The sequence below is a fragment of the Flavobacterium sp. W22_SRS_FP1 genome, from assembly GCF_052113685.1.
Lineage (GTDB): Bacteria > Bacteroidota > Bacteroidia > Flavobacteriales > Flavobacteriaceae > Flavobacterium.
The window spans coordinates 14410-36370 of sequence record NZ_JBGQOE010000030.1 but is presented as its reverse complement, the minus strand read 5'-3'; the positions used below and the strand labels follow the sequence as shown (position 1 = coordinate 36370).

The 21961-nt window shown below is 33.1% G+C and carries 23 protein-coding genes and 1 pseudogene; all 24 read right to left on the bottom strand.

Annotation, left to right across the window (positions count from 1 at the left end; all coding sequences use genetic code 11):
- Window positions 1-51: 51 nt before the first annotated feature.
- Window positions 52-492: an endonuclease domain-containing protein gene (locus tag ACEN2H_RS13675; RefSeq protein WP_441733280.1), complete on the bottom strand. Its 441-nt coding sequence runs from the start codon at window positions 490-492 to the stop codon at window positions 52-54.
- A gap of 328 nt (window positions 493-820) precedes the next feature.
- Window positions 821-1228, bottom strand: a complete 408-nt coding sequence (locus tag ACEN2H_RS13670) for an endonuclease domain-containing protein (RefSeq protein ID WP_441733278.1) — start codon at window positions 1226-1228, stop codon at window positions 821-823.
- A gap of 158 nt (window positions 1229-1386) precedes the next feature.
- Window positions 1387-1794 (bottom strand): endonuclease domain-containing protein, encoded by a 408-nt coding sequence (locus ACEN2H_RS13665; protein ID WP_441733276.1) that lies wholly within the window; start codon window positions 1792-1794, stop codon window positions 1387-1389.
- Window positions 1795-2131: 337 nt separating this feature from the next.
- Window positions 2132-4099 (bottom strand): polysaccharide biosynthesis protein, encoded by a 1968-nt coding sequence (locus tag ACEN2H_RS13660; protein ID WP_441733274.1) that lies wholly within the window; start codon window positions 4097-4099, stop codon window positions 2132-2134.
- Window positions 4100-4244: 145 nt separating this feature from the next.
- Window positions 4245-5393: a DegT/DnrJ/EryC1/StrS family aminotransferase gene (locus ACEN2H_RS13655; RefSeq protein WP_441733272.1), complete on the bottom strand. Its 1149-nt coding sequence runs from the start codon at window positions 5391-5393 to the stop codon at window positions 4245-4247.
- Window positions 5390-5959, bottom strand: a complete 570-nt coding sequence (locus tag ACEN2H_RS13650) for a sugar transferase (RefSeq protein ID WP_441733271.1) — start codon at window positions 5957-5959, stop codon at window positions 5390-5392. Before ACEN2H_RS13650 ends, ACEN2H_RS13655 begins: the two co-directional genes overlap by 4 nt.
- Before the next feature lie 40 nt (window positions 5960-5999).
- Window positions 6000-6953: an MraY family glycosyltransferase gene (locus ACEN2H_RS13645; protein WP_441733269.1), complete on the bottom strand. Its 954-nt coding sequence runs from the start codon at window positions 6951-6953 to the stop codon at window positions 6000-6002.
- 115 nt (window positions 6954-7068) lie between these two features.
- On the bottom strand, window positions 7069-7935 hold the full coding sequence (gene rfbA / locus ACEN2H_RS13640; RefSeq protein WP_441733267.1) for a glucose-1-phosphate thymidylyltransferase RfbA: 867 nt from the start codon (window positions 7933-7935) through the stop codon (window positions 7069-7071).
- Between the two features lie 63 nt (window positions 7936-7998).
- Window positions 7999-8379 (bottom strand): GxxExxY protein, encoded by a 381-nt coding sequence (locus ACEN2H_RS13635; RefSeq protein WP_441733265.1) that lies wholly within the window; start codon window positions 8377-8379, stop codon window positions 7999-8001.
- A 33-nt stretch (window positions 8380-8412) separates the two neighbouring features.
- Window positions 8413-9459, bottom strand: coding sequence for a dTDP-glucose 4,6-dehydratase (rfbB, locus tag ACEN2H_RS13630; protein ID WP_441733263.1), 1047 nt, complete (start codon window positions 9457-9459; stop codon window positions 8413-8415).
- Window positions 9460-9857: 398 nt separating this feature from the next.
- Entirely contained in the window at window positions 9858-10718 is an 861-nt protein-coding gene (rfbD, locus tag ACEN2H_RS13625; protein WP_441733261.1) for a dTDP-4-dehydrorhamnose reductase, read from the bottom strand.
- Window positions 10719-10955: 237 nt separating this feature from the next.
- Window positions 10956-11276 (bottom strand): nucleotidyltransferase domain-containing protein, encoded by a 321-nt coding sequence (locus tag ACEN2H_RS13620; protein WP_441733259.1) that lies wholly within the window; start codon window positions 11274-11276, stop codon window positions 10956-10958.
- Window position 11277: 1 nt separating this feature from the next.
- Window positions 11278-11673: a nucleotidyltransferase substrate binding protein gene (locus ACEN2H_RS13615; RefSeq protein WP_441733257.1), complete on the bottom strand. Its 396-nt coding sequence runs from the start codon at window positions 11671-11673 to the stop codon at window positions 11278-11280.
- A 197-nt stretch (window positions 11674-11870) separates the two neighbouring features.
- Window positions 11871-12419: a dTDP-4-dehydrorhamnose 3,5-epimerase gene (gene rfbC, locus ACEN2H_RS13610; RefSeq protein ID WP_441733255.1), complete on the bottom strand. Its 549-nt coding sequence runs from the start codon at window positions 12417-12419 to the stop codon at window positions 11871-11873.
- A gap of 102 nt (window positions 12420-12521) precedes the next feature.
- Complete coding sequence (locus ACEN2H_RS13605) at window positions 12522-13421, bottom strand: NAD-dependent epimerase/dehydratase family protein (RefSeq protein WP_441733254.1); 900 nt, start codon at window positions 13419-13421, stop codon at window positions 12522-12524.
- A complete protein-coding gene (locus tag ACEN2H_RS13600) occupies window positions 13422-14210 on the bottom strand; it encodes a glycosyltransferase family 2 protein (protein ID WP_441733253.1) in 789 nt (262 codons plus the stop codon).
- Between the two features lie 11 nt (window positions 14211-14221).
- Window positions 14222-14818: a DapH/DapD/GlmU-related protein gene (locus ACEN2H_RS13595; protein WP_441733252.1), complete on the bottom strand. Its 597-nt coding sequence runs from the start codon at window positions 14816-14818 to the stop codon at window positions 14222-14224.
- A gap of 20 nt (window positions 14819-14838) precedes the next feature.
- Complete coding sequence (locus ACEN2H_RS13590) at window positions 14839-15708, bottom strand: glycosyltransferase family 2 protein (RefSeq protein WP_441733250.1); 870 nt, start codon at window positions 15706-15708, stop codon at window positions 14839-14841.
- 1 nt (window position 15709) lies between these two features.
- Window positions 15710-16822 carry an EpsG family protein gene (locus ACEN2H_RS13585; protein WP_441733248.1) on the bottom strand — a complete coding sequence of 371 codons (1113 nt, stop codon included), beginning with the start codon at window positions 16820-16822 and terminating at the stop codon, window positions 15710-15712.
- Window positions 16823-17548, bottom strand: a complete 726-nt coding sequence (locus ACEN2H_RS13580) for a glycosyltransferase family 2 protein (protein ID WP_441733246.1) — start codon at window positions 17546-17548, stop codon at window positions 16823-16825.
- A complete protein-coding gene (locus ACEN2H_RS13575) occupies window positions 17541-18596 on the bottom strand; it encodes a hypothetical protein (protein ID WP_441733244.1) in 1056 nt (351 codons plus the stop codon). The genes ACEN2H_RS13580 and ACEN2H_RS13575 overlap by 8 nt, the downstream gene beginning before the upstream one ends.
- Window positions 18580-18777 (bottom strand): annotated as a pseudogene (locus tag ACEN2H_RS13570) (DapH/DapD/GlmU-related protein); the annotation flags it as partial. The gene ACEN2H_RS13575 and the pseudogene ACEN2H_RS13570, both read right to left, overlap by 17 nt.
- 374 nt (window positions 18778-19151) lie before the next feature.
- Window positions 19152-20414 carry an oligosaccharide flippase family protein gene (locus ACEN2H_RS13565; protein WP_441733242.1) on the bottom strand — a complete coding sequence of 421 codons (1263 nt, stop codon included), beginning with the start codon at window positions 20412-20414 and terminating at the stop codon, window positions 19152-19154.
- A gap of 368 nt (window positions 20415-20782) precedes the next feature.
- Window positions 20783-21961 carry an N-acetyl sugar amidotransferase gene (locus ACEN2H_RS13560; RefSeq protein WP_441733240.1) on the bottom strand — a complete coding sequence of 393 codons (1179 nt, stop codon included), beginning with the start codon at window positions 21959-21961 and terminating at the stop codon, window positions 20783-20785.

Sequence of the window (21961 nt, the reverse complement as noted above, 5' to 3'; positions counted from 1 at the left end):
AATTTATATTTCGACAATTGAGTTTCTAAACTAAAACTCTAGGCAATTCGTTTAAAAATCAAACCAAAACTTGTTTATTGCTCTCCTAACTCCCCTATTCCGCGGGCTGGGGGTGTGTTTTTCATATTCAAAAATATAAAACTCAATAGCCCGTATCACATTTTCCATATCCTTCAAAACCTGTTCATCGCTGAATCTCAAAACGCTAATCCCCAATTCATTCATTCGTTTTTCCTTAACTCCATCTTTTGTATAGACTTCCAAAAACTGATGAGAATAACCATCGACTTCAATTCCAAGCATCAATTCATAACAAAAAAAGTCTAAAATATAATTGTCAATCGGTTTTTGCCGGTGAAAATCATATCCATACATGTGCTTCCCCTTTAATTTCAACCACAGAAAAATTTCTGTCCTAGTAGAATCATTTCGGAGTTGCCGGGCAAATTCTTTAAGTTTTGGATTATAGCGAATGATTTTTCTTTTAGCCATGGATAGGAGATTAATTATTTAAATTGACACACCCCTACCCCCTCTCAAGAGGGGAATCCGCTGCCTCATCTTTGTGAAGGAATCTGTGTTTTTAACACTTAAAAGTAGACTCATCTGAATAGTTTCAAAAATTAAACCAAAACTTGTTTATTGAACTTCTAACTCGCCTCTTCCGAGGGATTGGGGGGTGTGTTTTGCATATTCAAAAATATAATACAGAGTTATAGGGGCTGGGGGTGTGTTTTTTCAGGTAACCTGTGTTTTGACAATTAAATTCACCCTATATCAATAGATTTAAAAACTAAACCAAAACTTGTTTATTGCACTTCTAACTCCCCTCTTGAGAGGGGCTGGGGGTGTGTTTTTCATATTCAAAAATATAAAACTCAATAGCTCGTATCACATTTTCCATATCCTTCAAAACCTGTTCATCGCTAAATCTCAAAACGCTAATCCCCAATTCATTCATTCGTTTTTCCTTAACTCCATCTTTTGTATAGACTTCCAAAAACTGATGAGAATAACCATCGACTTCAATTCCAAGCATCAATTCATAACAAAAAAAGTCTAAAATATAATTGTCAATCGGTTTTTGCCGGTGAAAATCATATCCATACATCTGCTTTCCTTTTAATTTCAACCATAGAAAAATTTCTGTCCTGGTAGAATCATTTCGGAGTTGCCGGGCAAATTCTTTAAGTTTTGGATTGTAGGGAATGATTTTTCTTTTAGCCATGAATAAGAGATTAATTATTTAAATTGACACACCCCCTAACCCCTCTCAAGAGGGGAATCCGCTGCCTCTTCTTTGTGAAGGAATCTGTGTTTTAACACTTAAAAGCAGACTCATCTCAATAGTTTTAAAAAGCAAACCAAAACTTGTTTATTGCACTTCTAACTCCCTTCTTCAGAGGGGCTGGGGGTGTGTTTTTCATACTCAAAAATATAAAACTCAATAGCTCTTATCACATTTTCCATATCCTTCAAAACCTGTTCATCGCTAAATCTCAAAACGCTAATCCCCAATTCATTCATTCGTTTTTCCTTAACTCCATCTTTTGTATAGACTTCCAAAAACTGATGAGAATAACCATCGACTTCAATTCCAAGCATCAATTCATAACAAAAAAAGTCTAAAATATAATTGTCAATCGGTTTTTGCCGGTGAAAATCATATCCATACATCTGCTTTCCTTTTAATTTCAACCATAGAAAAATTTCTGTCCTGGTAGAATCATTTCGGAGTTGCCGGGCAAATTCTTTAAGTTTTGGATTATAGGGAATAATTTTTCTTTTAGCCATGGATAGGAGATTAATTATTTAAAAGGACACACCCCTAACCCCTCTCAAGAGGGGAATCCGCTGCCTCTTCTTTGTGAAGGAATCTGTGTTTTAACACTTAAAATCAGACTCCTATCAAAAGTTTTAAAAGTCAAACCAATAGATGTTTACTACTCTCCTAACTCCCCTCTTGAGAGGGGCTGGGGGTGTGTTTTTCATATTCAAAAACATAATCTACAGTTATAGGCTGGGGCTGTGTTTTTTAAGAGGGTTTGTGTTTTGACAATTGAGATCTAAATTAGATTTATATCAATAACTTCTATAACAACATGCAATGCAATCCAAAATAAATTCAAAACTACTTATCCAATGCCTCAAAAGCAGAATTCATACTCTTAAATTCAGGAACAATTTTTTTCATTTTTGAAACGATATCGTCATTGTCAAAAAAGCTGGCGATTTCAATAAGTTCTTCTATATCATTATGCAAAGTTTGATACTCATCCTGAATTTCTTCCGCAATCATGATTTTATCGTGGTGTGTAGGGATAGTTTTTGAAGTATTATTGAGTAATTCTTCATATAGTTTTTCTCCAGGTCGCAGTCCTACAATCTTAATCATGATATCCTTATTGGGCACAAACCCAGCCAATTTGATCATCTTTCTTGCCAGATCGATAATTTTTACCGGTTTACCCATGTCAAAAATATAAATCTCGCCTCCATTACCCATAGAACCCGCCTCCAGAACTAATTGGCAGGCCTCGGGAATAGTCATAAAATAGCGGATGATGTCGGGATGCGTAATCGTTACCGGGCCACCTTCAGCTATTTGCTTACTAAACAATGGCACAACAGAACCATTAGACCCCAAAACATTTCCGAAACGGGTGGTAATGAATTTTGTCGCTTTTACATTATTCTCTTTTCGATCTTTTAATTGCAGCGATTGAACATATTTTTCGGCTATTCTTTTACTGGCGCCCATCACGTTACTGGGGTTGACCGCTTTATCTGTTGATATCATTACAAATTTTACCACCTTGTGTTTGCAGGCCAGGTCAGCCAAGTTTTTGGTCCCTTCGATATTTGTCAGGATAGCTTGCGAGGGGTTTTCCTCCATCAAGGGTACATGCTTGTAAGCGGCGGCGTGAAACACCACCTCAGGCTTGTAAAGGGCAAAAACGTTATTCAACGCCTCTTTATTTCTGATATCAGCAATTACGGTGTGTATCTTGGCACTTGAGGTTATACTTTCCGTCTCTAAACTAAGATGATGCAAAGGTGTTTCAGCCTGATCTAGTATAATGATTTTTTTAGGGTTAAAAACCAATACCTGCCTTACTATTTCGCTTCCGATAGAGCCTGCAGCACCGGTAATTAATATCGTTTTGTCTTTTAACTGCTTGGAAATAGATCTATTGTCCAACACAATCGCTTTTCTTTCCAGTAAATCTTCAATCTGTAAGTTCTTTACTTTTTTGGAAATTTCCTTTTGATCCTCCCAATCTGTGATCACGGGAACGCTATAAACTTTATAATCGAATTCCAGACATTGGTCTACAATGACCAAGCGCTCCTCTTTTGATAAACTTTTATCCGCCATTATCACCCCTTCTGCCCCGACAGATCGCATAAGGATGGGTAACTTTTTCTTTAGTACTAATATCGGCAAATCCAACATTCGTTTGGAATAGTTTTGGCTGTTTTTATCTACAAACCCCACGATCTTAAAACGACTTGGTGTTTCTAAATTTAAGGCTTTGGCTACCGAAATGGCATTGGCATCCGTTCCATAAATTATGACCCTTACCAATTTAACATCACTTTTTTCCTTAAGATAATGTTCGAAAGTTTGCTTTACGATTACCCGGTATAAAAACAAACCACAAAAAGACAATACCATATTGATAAAAAGTGCCGTATTTAAAAAAGCTTTCTGTCCATGTAGTACTTCAAATAAAAAATTAAATATTAGAAATATGAAAAAAACAAACATTTGCGAAAACAAAAGCTTGACCGCATCAATATAAGAAGAGTGTCTAATAATCCCCGCATAAGTTCGAAACAACCAAAAACAAAATAAATTTAATCCTAAAAGGAATAAAACATAGTTTACTTTACTAACGCCAATAACATAAAGCAGTCCTAGCCCATTTATAATTAACTTTGTGACGAGGAAAGAGATTATCAGGATACTAACATCTATTATAATGATTATCCACCGGGGTAAATAACCTAAATTATGAATGTTAAACCTTAAATTTTCTCTGGAAAAAAAACTAGGTGTAAAGTCTTCCGACGAAGGTTTTGTGTTATTACTCAAAATACATTTTTATATTAGCGTTCTTGTATTGATTAATCCAAAAGTAACAAATAAAGAATTCAAAAAAAATTATTAAATCCTTTATATTTTTGCACTTAAAACAAATAAAAAAAGCTGGTTTTTCTTTTTTATATTAAAATTCAGATTAATTATCGTGTTTTTTAAATAAATTTATTAAAACAGATTTTATCCTAGCTCTATCTTCATCCGAAAGATTGGATCCCGAAGGTAAGCAAAGCCCTTTATTAAAGAGCGTTTCTGTAATATTATTCCCATAATAAGGATAGTTACTATAGATAGGCTGTAAGTGCATAGGTTTCCATAGCGAGCGGGACTCAATGTTTTCTTCCAGGAGCTTCAGTCTTACTGTTTCATTCGTAATCCCACCAGTTTCTGTTGGGTCTATCAAAATGGAAGTCAACCAATAATTTGGACAATAATTCTCGTTAGGTACTTTATAAACAGATACCCCTTTAATGCCCTCGAATAATTCAATATAAAATTGATGCATCATTCTTCTCGAATCTACGCGTTCGTCTAGCACTTCCATTTGGCCCCGACCGATACCTGCCAAAACATTGCTCATTCTATAATTGTATCCAACTTCAGTATGTTGATAATGTGGTGCGTTTTCTTTAGCTTGTGTGGCTAGAAAAATAGCTCTTTCTTTTAACGCCTTTGTGGCAGTAATAATTGCACCTCCACCGGAAGTGGTAATTATCTTGCTCCCATTGAACGACAAAGCGGATACATCCCCAAAACTACCACAAGCCTTTCCTTTAAAACTGCTACCAAGAGCTTCCGCACTATCCTCAAGGATAGGTATTCCATACTTATTGGCTATTATTCTTATTTCCTCTACTTTGTAAGGAACTCCATAAAGCGCTACAGCTAGTATTACTTTTGGCTTTTTACCCTTTTTAATCCTATCGATAATTGCTTCTTCGAGTGCTACTGGACACAAATTCCAAGTATCGATTTCGCTATCGATAAAAATAGGAATAGCCCCTTGATATAAAATAGGATTAGCCGAAGCTGAAAAAGTCAAACTTTGGCAAATTACCTCATCGCCAGCCGATACTCCCAAAAGAACTAACCCCAAATGGATGGCGGCCGTGCCTGAATTTAATGCGGTGACATGACCATCACCTAGATAATTTTCTAAATCCAGCTCAAAAGCATCAATATTTGCACCAACTGGAGCAATCCAGTTCGTGTCAAAAGCTTGCTGTACGTATTTTTGTTCACTACCACCAATATGAGGTGATGACAGCCAAATTTTATCTTTCTTCATTTGCTGAAAATAAAACTAACAGTTTTCATGATGATATTTATATCCCCCCAGAAACTGTGATGGTAATAATAATCTAGATTCAGTTGCACTTTATCTGGGAAAATAACCTGATCATTAAACCAAAAAGGATCTTGTTGCCGTTTCAGCAATTGCTCTTCGTTATAATATTTTAAGCCTGCGAGACTGGTTAACCCTGGCTTTAAGTTTAATATCTTTCGATTTTCCCCTTCTAACACATCATAATAACCCGGCAAATCCGGCCTTGGCCCCACAAAGCTCATATCTCCTTTCAGAATGTTAAACAGCTGTGGCAATTCATCCAACTTATATTTTCGCAGAAATTGAGCTATTTTGGAAATACGTCTTTCTTCTGAAGCTGCATTATCCTGCATACTACGGAATTTATATATTTTGAATTTTTTGCCAAATTGACCGATTCGTTCTTGTATAAAAATACTATTTGTAACAGTATCAATTATTGCGATACACCACAAAATCAATAAAAGCCATGAAAAAAAAAGGATTATCACTAGAGCGAAAAAAATATCAAAAATACGCTTTGCCATGTTTTTTTTAAATCAATTAATCTCAACAAGAGGACTTAAATTATATGTCTTGCCGAATCATTTTACGAAAAACCATTCTTCGTATCCACAAATAAATCAAAGTTAAGCTCAGCAAAATTCCGATAATAAAAAAATAACTTAAATCAGCTTTGCTTTCCATATAAATTAAAATACCGTTTACTGCCAGTTGAATAGCTGCATAAATAAATGAAACCAAAACATGAGAATACCCCATTTCATTTGCCATATATTGGTATAAATGCGAGCGATGCGGTTGGAAAATATTCTCTTTGTTTTTTAATCGAACAACTATGGTGATAATCGCATCGATACCATAAACCGAAAAGAAAAGAATATATCCCAACTGCCCCGTTTCTATAATAGTCTTAATCATAAAATAACCTAGAAAGACAGCCATGCTTATGCTACCGACATCTCCTGCAAAAGTCTTCGCTTTTTTTCTGATATTAAACAGTCCAAAAACAAGGCAAGACAAGCCCATCGTAATCAACAGTGGTAAACTGGGCTCATTTATCGAAAGCAAAGAAAAACTTACAATCGCAGTGAGTGCATATAAAACAGTAATTCCGTTTATTCCATCCATAAAGTTAAAGGCATTCACCCAGCCAATCATCAAGACAAATAGAATTGGTAGCAACCAAAGTAACTCCGTAAATAAATTTAAATCATAAAAAACCAAGCCTACAGCAAGCACATGCGAAGCAAAACGCGGCAATTGCGATAAAGGTTTAATATCATCAATAAAACTAACCGTGCCTACAAGTAGTACTGCCAATGCTATTTCCCAAGAAACATAGCCCAAAAAATAAGATATAAGCAATGCTATTGGAAAAATAATTCCACCCCCCCTTAAAGTAATCGAGGTATGCGAGGACCTGCTATTCGGCTTGTCGATGATGTTATATCTATCAGCAATTTTGAAATAAACCAATTCAATCCCTATCAACAAAACAATTAATGCAATATAAATCATATTTTAAATATATATAATCTGACCCGTTAGGCATAATTATAACCAAATTAGTAAAAACTGATTACTGAATACTTTGAACACTGAATAATCTGAACACTGACCACTTGAAACCTGACTACTTATGTTTCAATAAACCCAAAAGATACTCTCCGTATCCAGATTTTTTCAAAGGTTCAGCTAGGTCTTTTAGTTGTTGCTCAGAAATAAAACCTTGTCTCCAGGCAATTTCTTCGATGCAACCTACTTTCAACCCTTGGCGCTCTTCAATAACCTGAACAAACTGCCCCGCTTGCATCAGGCTGTTAAAAGTACCTGTATCTAACCAAGCGGTTCCCCTACTTAAAATACCAACTTTCAAATTTCCTTTTTCTAAGTACACTTTATTCACATCAGTGATTTCATACTCCCCTCTTGCACTTGGTTTAATATTCTTTGCAATTTCTACCACAGAATTATCATAAAAATAGAGTCCTGGTACGGCAAAATTTGATTTTGGCTCCACTGGTTTTTCTTCGATGGAGAGTGCGTTTAAATCTTTGTCAAATTCGACCACCCCATACCGTTCTGGATCCGAAACATGATAGGCAAAAACAACTCCCCCCTCAGGGTTTTTATTTGATTGTAATAGCTCATCCATGTTAGAACCAAAAAAAATATTATCTCCCAAAACCAAAGCCACAGAATCATTACCTATAAATTCTTCCCCAATTACGAAAGCTTGCGCCAAACCATTCGGTAAAGCTTGTTCCGCATAACTAAATTGACAACCTATTGCAGAACCGTCTCCCAGCAATTTTTTGAAATTGGGTAAATCATGAGGCGTTGAAATAATCAATATTTCATTTATCCCTGCCGTCATCAAAGTCGACAACGGATAATAAATCATCGGTTTATCGTACACCGGCATCATTTGCTTACTCATGACCAATGTCAGTGGATGCAATCGTGTTCCTGAACCTCCTGCTAATATAATTCCTTTCATAATGTTACTAATTTTACGGATATTCGCGGATTGAAAATGATTACGCGGATTCCCTATATGACTTTATTTTGTGTTTATAAATCTTTTCCATGTTAAGCTGGATTGACCAAAATTAATCAGTAATCCAACAGGGTAATTTGTAGATTTAAGGTAATTGATAGTCTGTGCTTCGTTGTCTTTGTGCAAAAAAGATGTTGCTTTTATTTCTAGCACGATTTTATCAAAACAGATAAAGTCAGCTATAAAATATTTTTTCAATGCTACTTCGTTATAATAGACTTGCAATTTTCTTTTACTGTCAAAATTTACTTTCTGTATTTCAAACTCTTTTTCTAACGATTCATAATACACAGATTCTAAAAACCCAGCTCCTAAACTTTTATGCACCACCATACAAGCTCCAATTATCTTATAAGTTTCTTCTTCAAATACTAGTTTGCTCATCTCTGTGTAATCTGCGTTAATCCGTGAAATCTTCTATGAGTATTGTTTCTCGTAATAAGTGGCATACTCTCCAGAAGTAATATTATTCAACCAAGTCTGATTATTTAAATACCAATTTACGGTTCTTTCTAATCCTTCTTCAAAAGTAACCGATGGCTTCCACCCCAGTTCTTTGCTTATTTTGCTGGCATCAATAGCGTAACGCAAATCATGACCTGGACGGTCTTTTACGTAAGATATCAATTGCTCCGAAGTTCCAGCGACTCTTCCCAATTTCTCATCCATGATTTTACAAAGCAATTTCACCAAATCAATATTTTGCCATTCATTAAATCCACCAATGTTATAGGTATCATGATTTACACCTTCATGAAAAACTAAATCAATAGCAACAGCATGATCCTCAACAAAAAGCCAATCGCGTGTATATTTACCATCCCCGTACACAGGTAAAGGTTTGTTTTGAATAATATTATTGATAAACAATGGAACTAATTTTTCAGGAAAATGAAAAGGACCATAATTATTAGAGCAATTCGTTAGTACATAAGGCAAGCCATAGGTTTCTCCGTAGGCACGAACAAAGTGATCCGAACTGGCTTTGGAAGCCGAATAAGGCGAATTAGGATCGTAAGCCGTAGTCTCTGTAAACAGACCTTCAGCTCCTAAACTTCCATATACCTCATCAGTACTGATATGGTAAAATCGTTTTCCTTCATAATTCCCTTGCCAAATCGTTTTCGCAGCATTCAACAAATTCATAGTTCCTATAACATTAGTCTTCACAAAAGATAACGGATCTGTAATAGAACGATCCACATGCGATTCGGCAGCCAAATGCAAAACACCATCAAACTGATGCTCTACAAATAAGGCGTCAATAAAAGCAGCATCTACAATATCCCCTTTAATGAAAGTATAATTCGGCTCCTTTTCTATATCGGTGATGTTTTCTAAATTCCCTGCATAGGTCAAGGCATCCAAATTGAATATTTGGTATTGCGGATATTTTTTTACAAAAAGGCGAACTACATGAGACCCAATAAACCCGGCACCCCCGGTGATTAATATTTTTTTCATTTTTTTCAAATTTTTTTATTCAACCACAAAGGCACTAAGATAGCACAATAACTATCATTCCAAGAATTGTAATCCTAATAGGCATCTGGACAGCCAACCTGCTTTTTGACCTACATTCTCTCATTAAATTCCTGAACACTTCTCACAACTCATCACCATATAGAGAAATCAGGTTTTCTAAAACCCGCCCTTAAATTAAAAACGTCGAAAAACAACGAAAAAATGAAGTGGCAGCAGTCCGCGAGTTGAGCCTGAAAGGCAAACGGCTCGGGCTGCGGAACGTAGTTTTGAGGTAGTTTTTAAGTTTTGGATTTTCAGGCAGTGATTTTTTTGTTTCTTTTTTGATCAAGCAAAAAAGAAAAAACTTCCTTTGCTATTCACTCACTCTTTACTATTCACTATTCACGCTTCAACAACCCCATACATATTCTCAAACTATCTTTATAATCCGGCACATTAACTCCATATATTTCTTTAATTTTCGCTTTATCCAATAATGAAAAAGCAGGACGTTTGGCACGAGTAGGATAAGAGCTTGAAGGAATACCCTTCACTTCACATTCATAACTACCAATTTCCTGGATAGCCAGCACAAATTCATACCAACTAATCTCTCCTTCATTCGAATAATTATAAATCCCCGGAACCCATTCCTGCGCAGTTACTATGTCCATTATGGCTTGAGCTAAATCGGCGGCATAAGTAGGTGATCCTATCTGGTCATTAACTACACTTATCGTATCCCGTTCCTCCAACAAGCGCTGCATGGTTTTTACAAAATTATTTCCAAATCGACTGTACACCCATGACGTTCTAATTATAACAGCATCTGGGTTTGCCTCAAGACAGGCTAATTCCCCCGCTCTTTTAGTTGCGCCATATACATTGATGGGCCTTGTAGTTGCATCTTCTGTCAAGGCAACTGCTGATGTCCCATCAAAAACATAATCTGTAGAGATATGGATTAATTTTACCTGATTGTTATTAGCATATTGGGAAATTATCTTAACCGACTGATGATTGATAAGATCCGCCAATTCTTGTTCCTCTTCTGCTTTATCCACTGCAGTATAAGCTCCGCAATTCAAGATGATATTGGGACGAATTCCATTCAATTGATTTTCTAATACCAATAAATCATCCAATGAAACTTGCGTTCTATCCGCAAAAACCCATTCGTATTGCGCATAATTTTCTGATAACACTCTCAGTTCTGAACCTAATTGTCCAGTTGCTCCTGTAACTAAAATTTTTTTCATTGTTGTTTTTTCACCGATAAGGCGTTAGGTACAAAGATATCGGTTATGTTTTTATATTAGATTGACTTTCTCATTTACAAGCCAACTCTGTTTTTTAGTTAAAGACTTATAGCATTTACTACGCCAATCTGACTTTCAAATTCTGTAATTAAAACCAACTCCCGATTTAACTGACAACCTTAAATGGTTAAACAGCTAAACGGTTAAACATTCTTTCAAACTTTAGATAATCAATCGTCACTCCGACCTATTTCCTCTTTTGTAAAACAATTTCCCAACTCTGTCAATATGCGAAAGCAAATCAACATTTGATATTTTTCGTTTTAGAGACAAATCTATTTTATAAGGGAGTAATAAATCATCTAATGTATTCTCTATTTCCAAAACCTCTGGAAAGGTTAATGAATTATCGATGATCGTCAAATCAATATCAGAACCTACTTTAAAATTCCCTTTAGCTCTAGAACCATAAACAACAACGCTGTCAATGCCTTCATAGCTTTCAAAGACCTGATTAATTTTGTCTACATCTTCCTGTTTTAAGCCAAATTGTATCATTCTATAATCCTTTCATTTTTTCTTTAAAAGAGACAAACAAATCGTAATAATAATTTAATATTCTATCTCTAATATCGTGTGCTGTGCTTTCGTTATAAGTATGTGTAGATTGGTTTCTACTTTTTATCATTTCCATCCATTGTGCCCCATCCTGAATCAATCCTTTTTGAAAGGCTTCTCTTGTAGCATCTCTAGACCCCGTAATAGTAGTGTTTCCCTGGTATTCAAAATAATCCTTCATTACATTCCAAGCCAACTCATGTGTAAATTCAAAAGCTTGAATAAGTCCTTGTTCTTCCAGCTCGTTTAAATTATCTTTCGCAATAAATTTCTGCAACTGTCCAAGTGCCTTCAGATAGTTTCCAAATCGCTGTTTCCATCGAATATCTTCTTCCATAATTCAGTTCAATTTAAATGTTTTTTTGTTCACTACACAATACAAAATAATAGATTATTGTTCACTCCATCTATCTTAAAACTATTTTTATAGATTCCAAAATACAAAAACTGTATGTTCTGCTATACAAAATATCCCCTCGCACCTTTCACCATTCACCTCTCACCATTCACCTCTCACGATTCACTATTCACGACCTAAAACTCCCAATCCACTTCATCAAACCCGGGCAAAACCAAATCCTTTTCAGAAACAATAATCTCCTTAGGACTTAACTGCCAATCAATAGCCAAAGTAGCATCATCATAACGGATTCCTCTCTCACTTTCTTTATTGTATAATTGGTCTACTTTGTACATTACTGAAGCCGTTTCGCTCAAAACAGAGAAACCGTGTGCAAAACCATGTGGCACCATCAATTGCTTTTTATTTTCTGCACTTAATACCACACTGAAATGCTGTCCATAAGTAGACGAATTTTTACGCAAGTCTACTGCCACATCAAGAATTTTTCCTTCTAGTACACGTACCAATTTGGCTTGTGCACAAGGATTGATTTGCAAGTGCAATCCTCTAATAACTCCTCGTTTTGAGAAAGACTGATTGTCCTGAATGAACTGATAGTTAATCCCGTTTTCATGGAATTTAACTTGATTATAGGCTTCAAAAAAGAATCCCCTAGAGTCTTCGAAAACTCTGGGGGTTATAATCAGTAAATCTTGTATTGTTGTTTTTTCAATGGTCATATTGTAATTTCACTTTATTGAATAGAGAACTAAAATTATTCTCTTTTTTTAATATTCTGTTTATTATTTAATCTAACACAAAAGTTAAAGTAGCTTAACAAGCTAAATTAAATTAGTTTTCAAATACTCTAACACAGGTTTAGATTTCCAGTTCAATAAACTCCTTGCTTTGGAATCATCAAAAGTCAAATCAGAAGTAATTTTTTTGATTTTTAAAGAATTGATAGGGGCTTTTTCTCCGAGTAGATCTCCGAAAAAACCCATCGCAACAGCAACAATTAATGGCAGGTTATAAGGCTGTTTCTTATTTCTAAGTATCGAAATGGCACTGCTCAACTCCATAAAGCTTGGATGATGTTCATCCGTAAGGTTATAAGTTCCTCCAACCGAAGAAACAATAGGTATAAAAGCAGCAACATCTTGCGCTAACACCATACTTTTTCTAGCTTCACCTCCTCCAATATTAAAATAATATCCTTTATCGATTGCCTTTATCATTGCCCCTAAGTTTCCTGGAGGGTTTTTGCCTACCAACAATGGTAAACGCAAAATAGTGCAAACCACATTGTGTTTTTTACACCATTCCGTTAATAATCCTTCTGCTTCTATTTTACTTAAACCATAAGCATCTTTGGCTTCAAGTTTATGATCTTCTTTTATTGCTTTTCCAAACTCTTGCCCGTAAACCGAAACCGAACTGATAAAAACAAACTGGTTGGGAACTCCTCTTTTTTCTAATCCTTTTAATAAATTCTGAGTTCCAATTATATTTACATCATAAAATTGTTTTCTTTCAGATTCTGTTTTAGGTATAGAGTGCGCTTTTCCTGCAGCGTGTATTACCAAATCAAATGATTGTTTAAACTCTGGGACTTCTCTTTCTAATAAAATTTGATAGTTTCCCGAAGATCTAGACAAACAGAATAACTTATTATCCTTTTCTAACTCTTTTACTATCGCTTTACCTAAAAAACCATTCGCTCCTGTTACTAATATATCCATTTAATAAATACTTTTAAGCCAACCCCATTTATTAAAATAAATAAAAGCGCTTTGAATTGTTATCCATTTGAATTTAAACTCCTTGTGAGTCAATTTCGCAAAATGATGATAAACATGTGCTTCTGGATAATATACTGTATGGGAAATCTCAAGAAACCGTCTGGTCAAATCTGCATCTTCTAAATACATAAAGATTCTATCATCAAAAAAACCTACTTTTTTAAGCGTAGAAGTCCTTAAAAACATAAAACAACCCGACAAATAAGGGATGTCATAGATTATTTTATTGTAATCCTGATTTTTATATTCATAAGCAGCCATTCTTTTTTGAAATATTTTTTTAAGAAAAGAAGGCATAAAACCTCGTGCAAACAGATCAAAAAAAGTTGGATTCGTTTTACACAAATATTGAAAATCACCATTTGGATAAGTTACTTTTGGCATTACATGACCAACATCAGCATTAGAATCCATAAATAAACAAAGTTTTTCCAAAGTTCCTTTCTCAAAATAAATATCGGGATTTAAAACTAGATGATACTTTGAACCTTCTTCAATAGCTTTTTCTATAGCAATATTATGAGCTGCCCCAAAACCTGGATTAGAAGGATTGTGAATATATTCTACTCTTGTATCCATTCCTAGTGTTTTTAATTCATCAGAAGAAGAATTGTCAACCAAGTACAATTTTACATTCAATTCTGTATTCAGAAAAGAATTTATTGCCTTTTCTAACATGGTTCTATCATTCCTATACAAAACGATGCAGGAAGTTATTTTTTTATTCATTTATATTAATTTTAAAACCTCTCCCAACGTTCATTTTCGAAATTAAATCTCTTTATAGGCTTTGCAGGCGTACCAACAGCAATTACATAAGGCGGTAGACTTTTGGAAACTACCGCGTTAGCTCCGACAATAGTACCTTTACCAATAGTTACACCCGATAGTACAGAAACAAACTCACCCAACCAAACATTATCTTCAATGACTACAGGTTTGGCATATAATTCTCTTTCCTTTGGTGGTGTATTAGGAGAATCGTGTATTCCATCTGTTCCATAACTTCCATGATTCAAATCCGAGATAAAAACCTTGCTTGCTATTAACACATTGTCACCTATAGTAACATTTTCCATCGCTGAAATGTGTACATAGTCATTTATTTGCACGTTTTTACCTATATGTAAAACTTTATTTTCGCCTTTTGGATACCCCTCAAGCCTACATCCAACCCCTGTTGTAAAACCTTCTGACACATTAATATATTTTTTACCTCTTAAATCAAGTGGAAAACGAATAATCCTCGCCTTTGGAAATACAACTTTAGTTCTAATAACATTTATAGCTAACTTAAAAAGTTGCAAAAACGAATATCTTTGAAATAACCCTTTCATTCTTTATGAATTTAAATAAATTAATCAACCCCTTTTACACTCAACATAATTAAATATTTTAATCGAATTAAAAATGCAACAAAATATGCTCCTGACAATTTAAACTGAAACTTAAACAATAAAAAAAAACTCCCGCCGGCCCCTCTTACAATCATCTTAATCGCCTTAAAGTACATTTTATGTTTACAGAATAAGAACATAGCCCCTTTTCCATAGTTGGAAAAACGTTTCACAATACAATTCAAAGACATAGTTGAATATTTATCAGTTGGAGCTGGATGAAATGTATATAAAGATTCATTATAATATAGTGAATCAAATTCTAATGCACGTAAATAATAATCTCCATCCTCACCTGCTCCATATCTTGCCCCTATACCCATGCGTTCATCAAAAAAACCTAATTGATTTATCAGTTCTCTTAAGAACAAAAATCGTACACAACCAACAAAGTCGATGTCGCTTCTATTCATCAAAGTCCCATTTACTTTAGAATATTTAGCATAAGATTCATTAGTGCCCTTGTTTATAACATTCAATATGTAATTCCCCTTTTTTAATTTAAGAAATTCTTTACAGAAAGAAGAATTGAAAGTGGTATCGTCATCTGGAAACATAACATAGCTATATTCTTTAATATTAGCAAATAAATATTTCAATCCTGCATTCCTTGACTCAGACGAACTTAACCTTTTTCCAATTTTTAAATGAATGAATTTTACATTACTTGATTGTACGTATTGATGTCCCCTTAAAATTATAGGTTCGTCGAGCATATCTATGAGTATGACACAGATTGTTACTTGCTTAATATTTTTTAAACTTTTTAAAAATTCATAAATATAGACGCTATTTATGAATGGAGTTATCATTGCTATATCGTATTTCATATTATCTTTTACTAAAAATACTTCGGTATGGTACATAAAACTCATAATTGCCCGGAATATAAAAGTTTGTAAGCATTACAGCAAATGACCATAGTGCAACAATGGTTAAGCCTATCATTTTAAATTTATATTCTTTTAAGAAAACAATAAAATATGGAATAAGTACTACATCAAATATTTTTAAATTCATGTTAATTCTTGTTGCCATCATGTATCCTAAAGGAACCAACATAAAATAAATAACAATGCCCCAAAAATAAATATTTGTTAATTTTTTAAATAATAAATTTGCTGAATTAAAATTAGAAAAATATAAAGCTAATACCAATATTGCTAATCGATGTAAAACAGTTATACTGAAAAACTTAATTTCGGTTCCAAACGCCTCACTATTCGAATAAAAATCTACTACACTTAAATAAGATGTGTCTTTTAAAAACGACAAACCTCCAATTTGAACAAGTACATTACCTAAACCGGTAAATGCCCAAATTATAGAACCTCCGAGGATAATCCATTTATATTTATAAATAGGATTATAAAGACATAGAAAATAAATTATTGGTAATATTAATGCGGTTTTGTGCAAGGTAAAACTCAATAAAAAAGTCATTAGTAATATAATAATAATACTTCTATTACTTCTTACTAATAAAATTGGCAAATAATAAAAAAGGATAGCGATAAATAAACCTTGTCTAATACCATTGAAAAACAAATTTGCGTAATAAACTCCAAATAAAATAAGCCATGAAATATAAACATTACTAGAATATTTCAGGATTGCTTTATAGGTAAAATACAACGATAATAAAATATGTATTCCAAATAGCCCTATTTTTCCAAAACCTACATATTTAAGATATGACACAATAATAGCATAACCAGGCTCAATATAAAGCTCAAGCGATCTTGCGAAAGACATCGGCACGTTATCTATGGAATCGAAAATCCCTTCATAACTCTCATAGTCCATACCTATCTTATACCGCAATGCTCCAAACAAAAACAGTACGACAAAAATTAAAACCGAATAGTATTTATTAATTTTTTCAAATAAAGAAATGAAACTAATTAAAAATAAAGAAATAAAAATACCTAGATATAAACCCATCTAACTTTTATTAAAAATATTTTTACTCCAGAAATACAACCTTATCTTAATTTTCTCTAAAACACCAAAATGGTTTAGCAACGATATTTTTTTGTACTCGCTTAATAATGCTTTCTGGTTAAGAGATGAGAAGCCATCATTATCATATATACTAAATGTTTTATTTATTGATTTAAATTTAACATCTTTGGTTTTAAGGGTAAAATATTGGTTATAATCAGCTGCTATTTTATAATTAGTATCGAATAATGCCTGTTTCAAAAGCTTCCTCTTTATCAATACGCTTTGATGACAGTATGGAATAACCTTCCAATCTACGCTTAATGGGTAATAATCTCTTATTGAAGTGTCTCCATTTTTTTTCTTTATAGCAGTTTTACCATATAAAACATCACAATTATGCAAATAACTTTGTAATGATGATAGTAAATCTTGATTAAAAAACACATCTCCAGCATTTAAAAACAAAACCCAGACTGCTGTTGATGCCTTAATCCCTTTATTCATAGCATCATAAATTCCTTTATCTGGTTCAGAAACCCAATAATAAAGATTCTCTCCATATTTTTTTATAATATCTTGAGTTCCATCTGTTGAACCTCCATCAATAATAATGTATTCTATATTATCATAGGTTTGATTTATCACACTAACTATAGTATCTTCTATATTTTCTACACCATTGAATACAACAGTGATAATTGAAATACACTTTTTATTACTCATCCCTAAAGTTTTCTCTCATAACATTGCAAAACTGCTCTTCATTATCTATAAATATAATTTCATTATCTGATTGATTCTTCAAGAAATTTACGAGAATTTCAATCATATCAATGTTCCTAGAAGGAAACATTCTAATTAATGAATAAGTTGGTATTTTGTTACTTTTAGCAAAATAACAGATGGCATTGGTTTCAAGTCCCAAACAAAACCTAAATAACTCAATATCAATAAATTCTCCTGGCACATAACTAGGGATTTCATAATCAGATATTAATTTGATACTCTCTGGCATACCAATACGAGGATGACCTTTGACAACTACTTTAAAACCAATGGTTTTAATATCAGTTATTATACTCTTCAATTTTTCATTATAAAAATTAGAATTAAAAATTGTCTCTTCACATTCTGAAATAAAAAATAGCACATTATCCTTACTCTCAAAAGGAACGTTTACAAAATACGAATACTTAACAAACACATCTGGATTTAATACTGCATCCTCTCTATTTATATTATATCTATTTATTGGAAACTCAGGAAGTTTCTCTACGATATCCAATTTAAAACTAACTCCAGTTAGGTAATTAAGTATCCATCCATAAATCTCAACCTTTATTGACCTACTTTTTTCAGCAAAAAAATTTGCAGAATTATCATAATGATCAATATAATAAATTGAATTTCTTTTCTCTAAACCAACCACAAATGATGAAGTCAACCAATCTTCAAACCGGGAAAAAAAATAGACATCAGTATTAATCACGAGATCGAAATACTGTTTTTTTAAAGCTTTAATCCTTTTCCTTTCCTTAATAATCTGAAAGACACTTTTAAATGTACCCAAAACATATGGAATAAAAACGAGTGCTGATAAATTTAGATTTAAACCTTGTATGAATTTAAAAACATTCTCAACATTAATCACATAAACGGATATCAGCTTTTCCTCTTTATATTTCTCGTATAAGGACAAAACATAAGGAATATCAGCTGGTGCCTGACAAAATATAATGATTTTGCTTTCTTTTTTAACAGAATTGACCATTCTCTTTTAAATTCTTAAAGGTTTCTATGTTACGATACTTTATTATTTTATGAGGGTTGCCTCCTATTATCGCATAATCAGGAACGTCTTTTGTCACCACTGTTCCTGCACCTATAACCACTCCCTCGCCTATCGATACTCCGGGTACTATAGTTACATTTGCGCCACACCACACAAAATCTTTGATCATAACAGGCGCTATCAAATCAACGCTATCATAAGGTATTGAAAATTTACTATCATAATTGTGGTTTGTCGAAAATATTGTCAAACCTTTACCTGGGTGAAAATATCTACCTATTAAAACGCCGCCTGAACATTCGATTATAGTGTCAGATTTCAAATGACTGGTTATATCGATCTTAAATCTTGTATAATCTCCATTTGCACTCATTATTTTAACTCCATTGAAACCTTGATTCACATAATTAATCTTACACCCGCATTTTTTTTCAATTCTTTTAAGCTCAGTTAAAAACAATTGATTTTTTAAAAAATTTATTAAAATGTCTATTTTTAGAAATAGAAAAACATTAATAATATACCTACTCATTCTTAAACAATTTTATGTTTCTTAAATAATCTTAACGATATGAAAAATGACAATATTGACAAAAATAAAAAAGAGATTAAAGTAGCAATTGCCGGCCCATAAATTCCGAAAATTGGAATTAAAACGAATGATGTAAGAATTACAAGAATTGCACTAAGAACAACCAAAACTGTTTTAAGTTTCGTCATCTTAAAATAATCAATTACTAAACCGGTTGTCGTATATATTCCAAAAAAGGATTGCGCAACACACATGATATAAATAATCGGCATAGCTGATTCATACTTTTTACCTAAAACTAAATGGCCAAAAAAGTGCAATCCTATGCAAAAGACAGTTGAAATTATCAAAATTAAGACCGAATATAAAACCGTTAATTTTAAAATAAACCTTTTACCTTCTCTTTTACTTAGCTTTCTATAAACTAATGGATAAACTACTTTTATCATATTTGAATTAATCATAACAATAAATGAAGCTATTCCTGCAGCAGCTGCATACAATCCAACTTCCTTTAGACTAAAATAATTCAGAAGAAAATATCGATCAGACTGATTTAATACCCAGCCAGCAAAAACTGAGAGCATTAACGGCGCACCGTAGTTCAAAAGGTATTTAAATTGTACTTTATCAAAAGTAAACCTGAAAGAACTACCTATTGAACTTAAATAGTAAAGCCTAATAAATAAAAAAACAAATTCGGAAATTAATAAAGCAAAAATCCTGGACTTCCAATTCAAGTTAAAAAAAGAAATAAACAGAACCGTACACATAAACCCTAGCAAAACAGTTCCTGTTGAGATCAAACCAAAACGAGTAGGCTGTGAATATTGAAAAAGCTCTGTATTATGGATTGAACTAAGAGTCTGGATGAATCCCATAATTGTTGCCATAATGATTACGAACCCAAATTCTTTAAAATAGAAGGATAACAAAATCGCAACTACAAAACTAATCGCAGATGAAATTAAAACAAATGAGATATAACTATTCCTAAAAACTAAATATTTATCTCTTTCAAGATCAACAATCTCTATTGCCTGTAATCCATTTGCAGAAAACGACATCATTGAAGGTAAAAAAAACAAAACACTACCATAAATCCCAATCATCCCATAATCTTCAGGAAGTATATGCTTTGTCAAATACGAAATAGAAAATATACTTATCCCCGCATTAATTATTGTGAAAATATAATAATTTACAAAATTAAGAACCTGTTTATGTTTTATTAAAGGTTTTATTTTATTTATAATTTTAAACATCTATTTAAATTAATCAAATTTTAACAGAATTATATATTAATGAAAGTCTTGTTTTTTTTTCATTTGACGAACACTATCCCATCTTTATACTACTTTCTCATACTAAATTATATTACACACCCCCATCCAAGACTATCAAATTATAAAAACTCGCACAAGAAAGTTCATTAATAAAAGCTAAAAAAATATTGAATGAATGCCCTTTTAGGATTCCCATATTTTTAATTACTACCTTCCTATTGCAATTATTTTCACAACAAAATATTTTTATCTGTATCGAATCATTAATCGATGTTAATCATCTAAAAATTTAGAATAAGATCACAAAAAGATGATCCCATTCTAAATTTAATTTTCAAATCTTTATACTAATCATCTAACCCCGTACCAGCAACATTATGCTTTAATTTCCAGTTTCCCTCTAGGTTTTTACCCCAAAGATGCGGTGAACGCCAGCTATCAACCTGTTCTATAAAATATTCTTCAGTAATATCACAGTACTCTAGGAAAGTTTTAAAATATTTCTCTGGAAATTCACTATCAAATTTATTCACAAGTGCAGCACCTTCCTCTCTTAAAATGTGTCCGTCTCTAATTTCATGAGCCGTATCAGAAGTGCATCTGCCAAGTCCAAATTTTATATAAGCTAAATAATAGTGGAAACCATCAATTTTATCATCTAAAGAGGCATACTTAGAATAAGTAGCTTCATTTCTTACAGGATTCGCTTCAAAACCTGTATTCTCAACACAGTAATAATAATTTTCCTGAGGAATCCATTTTTTATAATATCCATAAAAATGAATTTCAGCTTTTAACGCATCCAATTTTTCCACAGGAGGAGCCATATAGGGAACTAAATCATTCTCACTTACGCCGTATTTAATTAAATCTTCTGGTCCCAAACCAGAAAAATAATGTTTTTTATGATCTCCCTTATAATCTCTAGTCGGACTAAATGCGTTTTTCATATCTCCACCATACTCTACTTCTCCATTTTCACCGTACATAATTAACGGTATATCATGTTGAACGGCAATTTGTAAAGGGAAGTTAGTTTGCCCATATATAAACGGTTGAAATGGATCCCCTAATATCTCAAACGATAATTTAGTTAATTTTTTATGGGTTGCCCCAGCAGGCGATCCAAGTATGTTAGCCAAGTCGCCAACCCTTATCATTTCATGCAAGTTCTTAAAGCCTATATCAGTATAAAGGTGTGGTGCCCACGTTACCGTTAATGGATTCATTCCGTATTTGTGCTTCAATTCATGAGCGATATAAGCCGCATCTTTTCCACCACTACAAGGGACAACAACATCATATCTTCCGTCATTTCTTCTATACCTATCCAACAGCGACATTAGTTCTCGCTCTCTTTCTGACCAATCGATTTTATTTTGCTTAAATTCAGCAAAATTACAGGCTGAGCATACTCCCTTTTCATCAAATGTAATTCTTGGTCTTTGATTTGAAATTGTGCATTTAACACAAAACTTAACCTCTGCAGGTAAATTATAACGTTCTTGAGTGTTTTTATTTTCCAT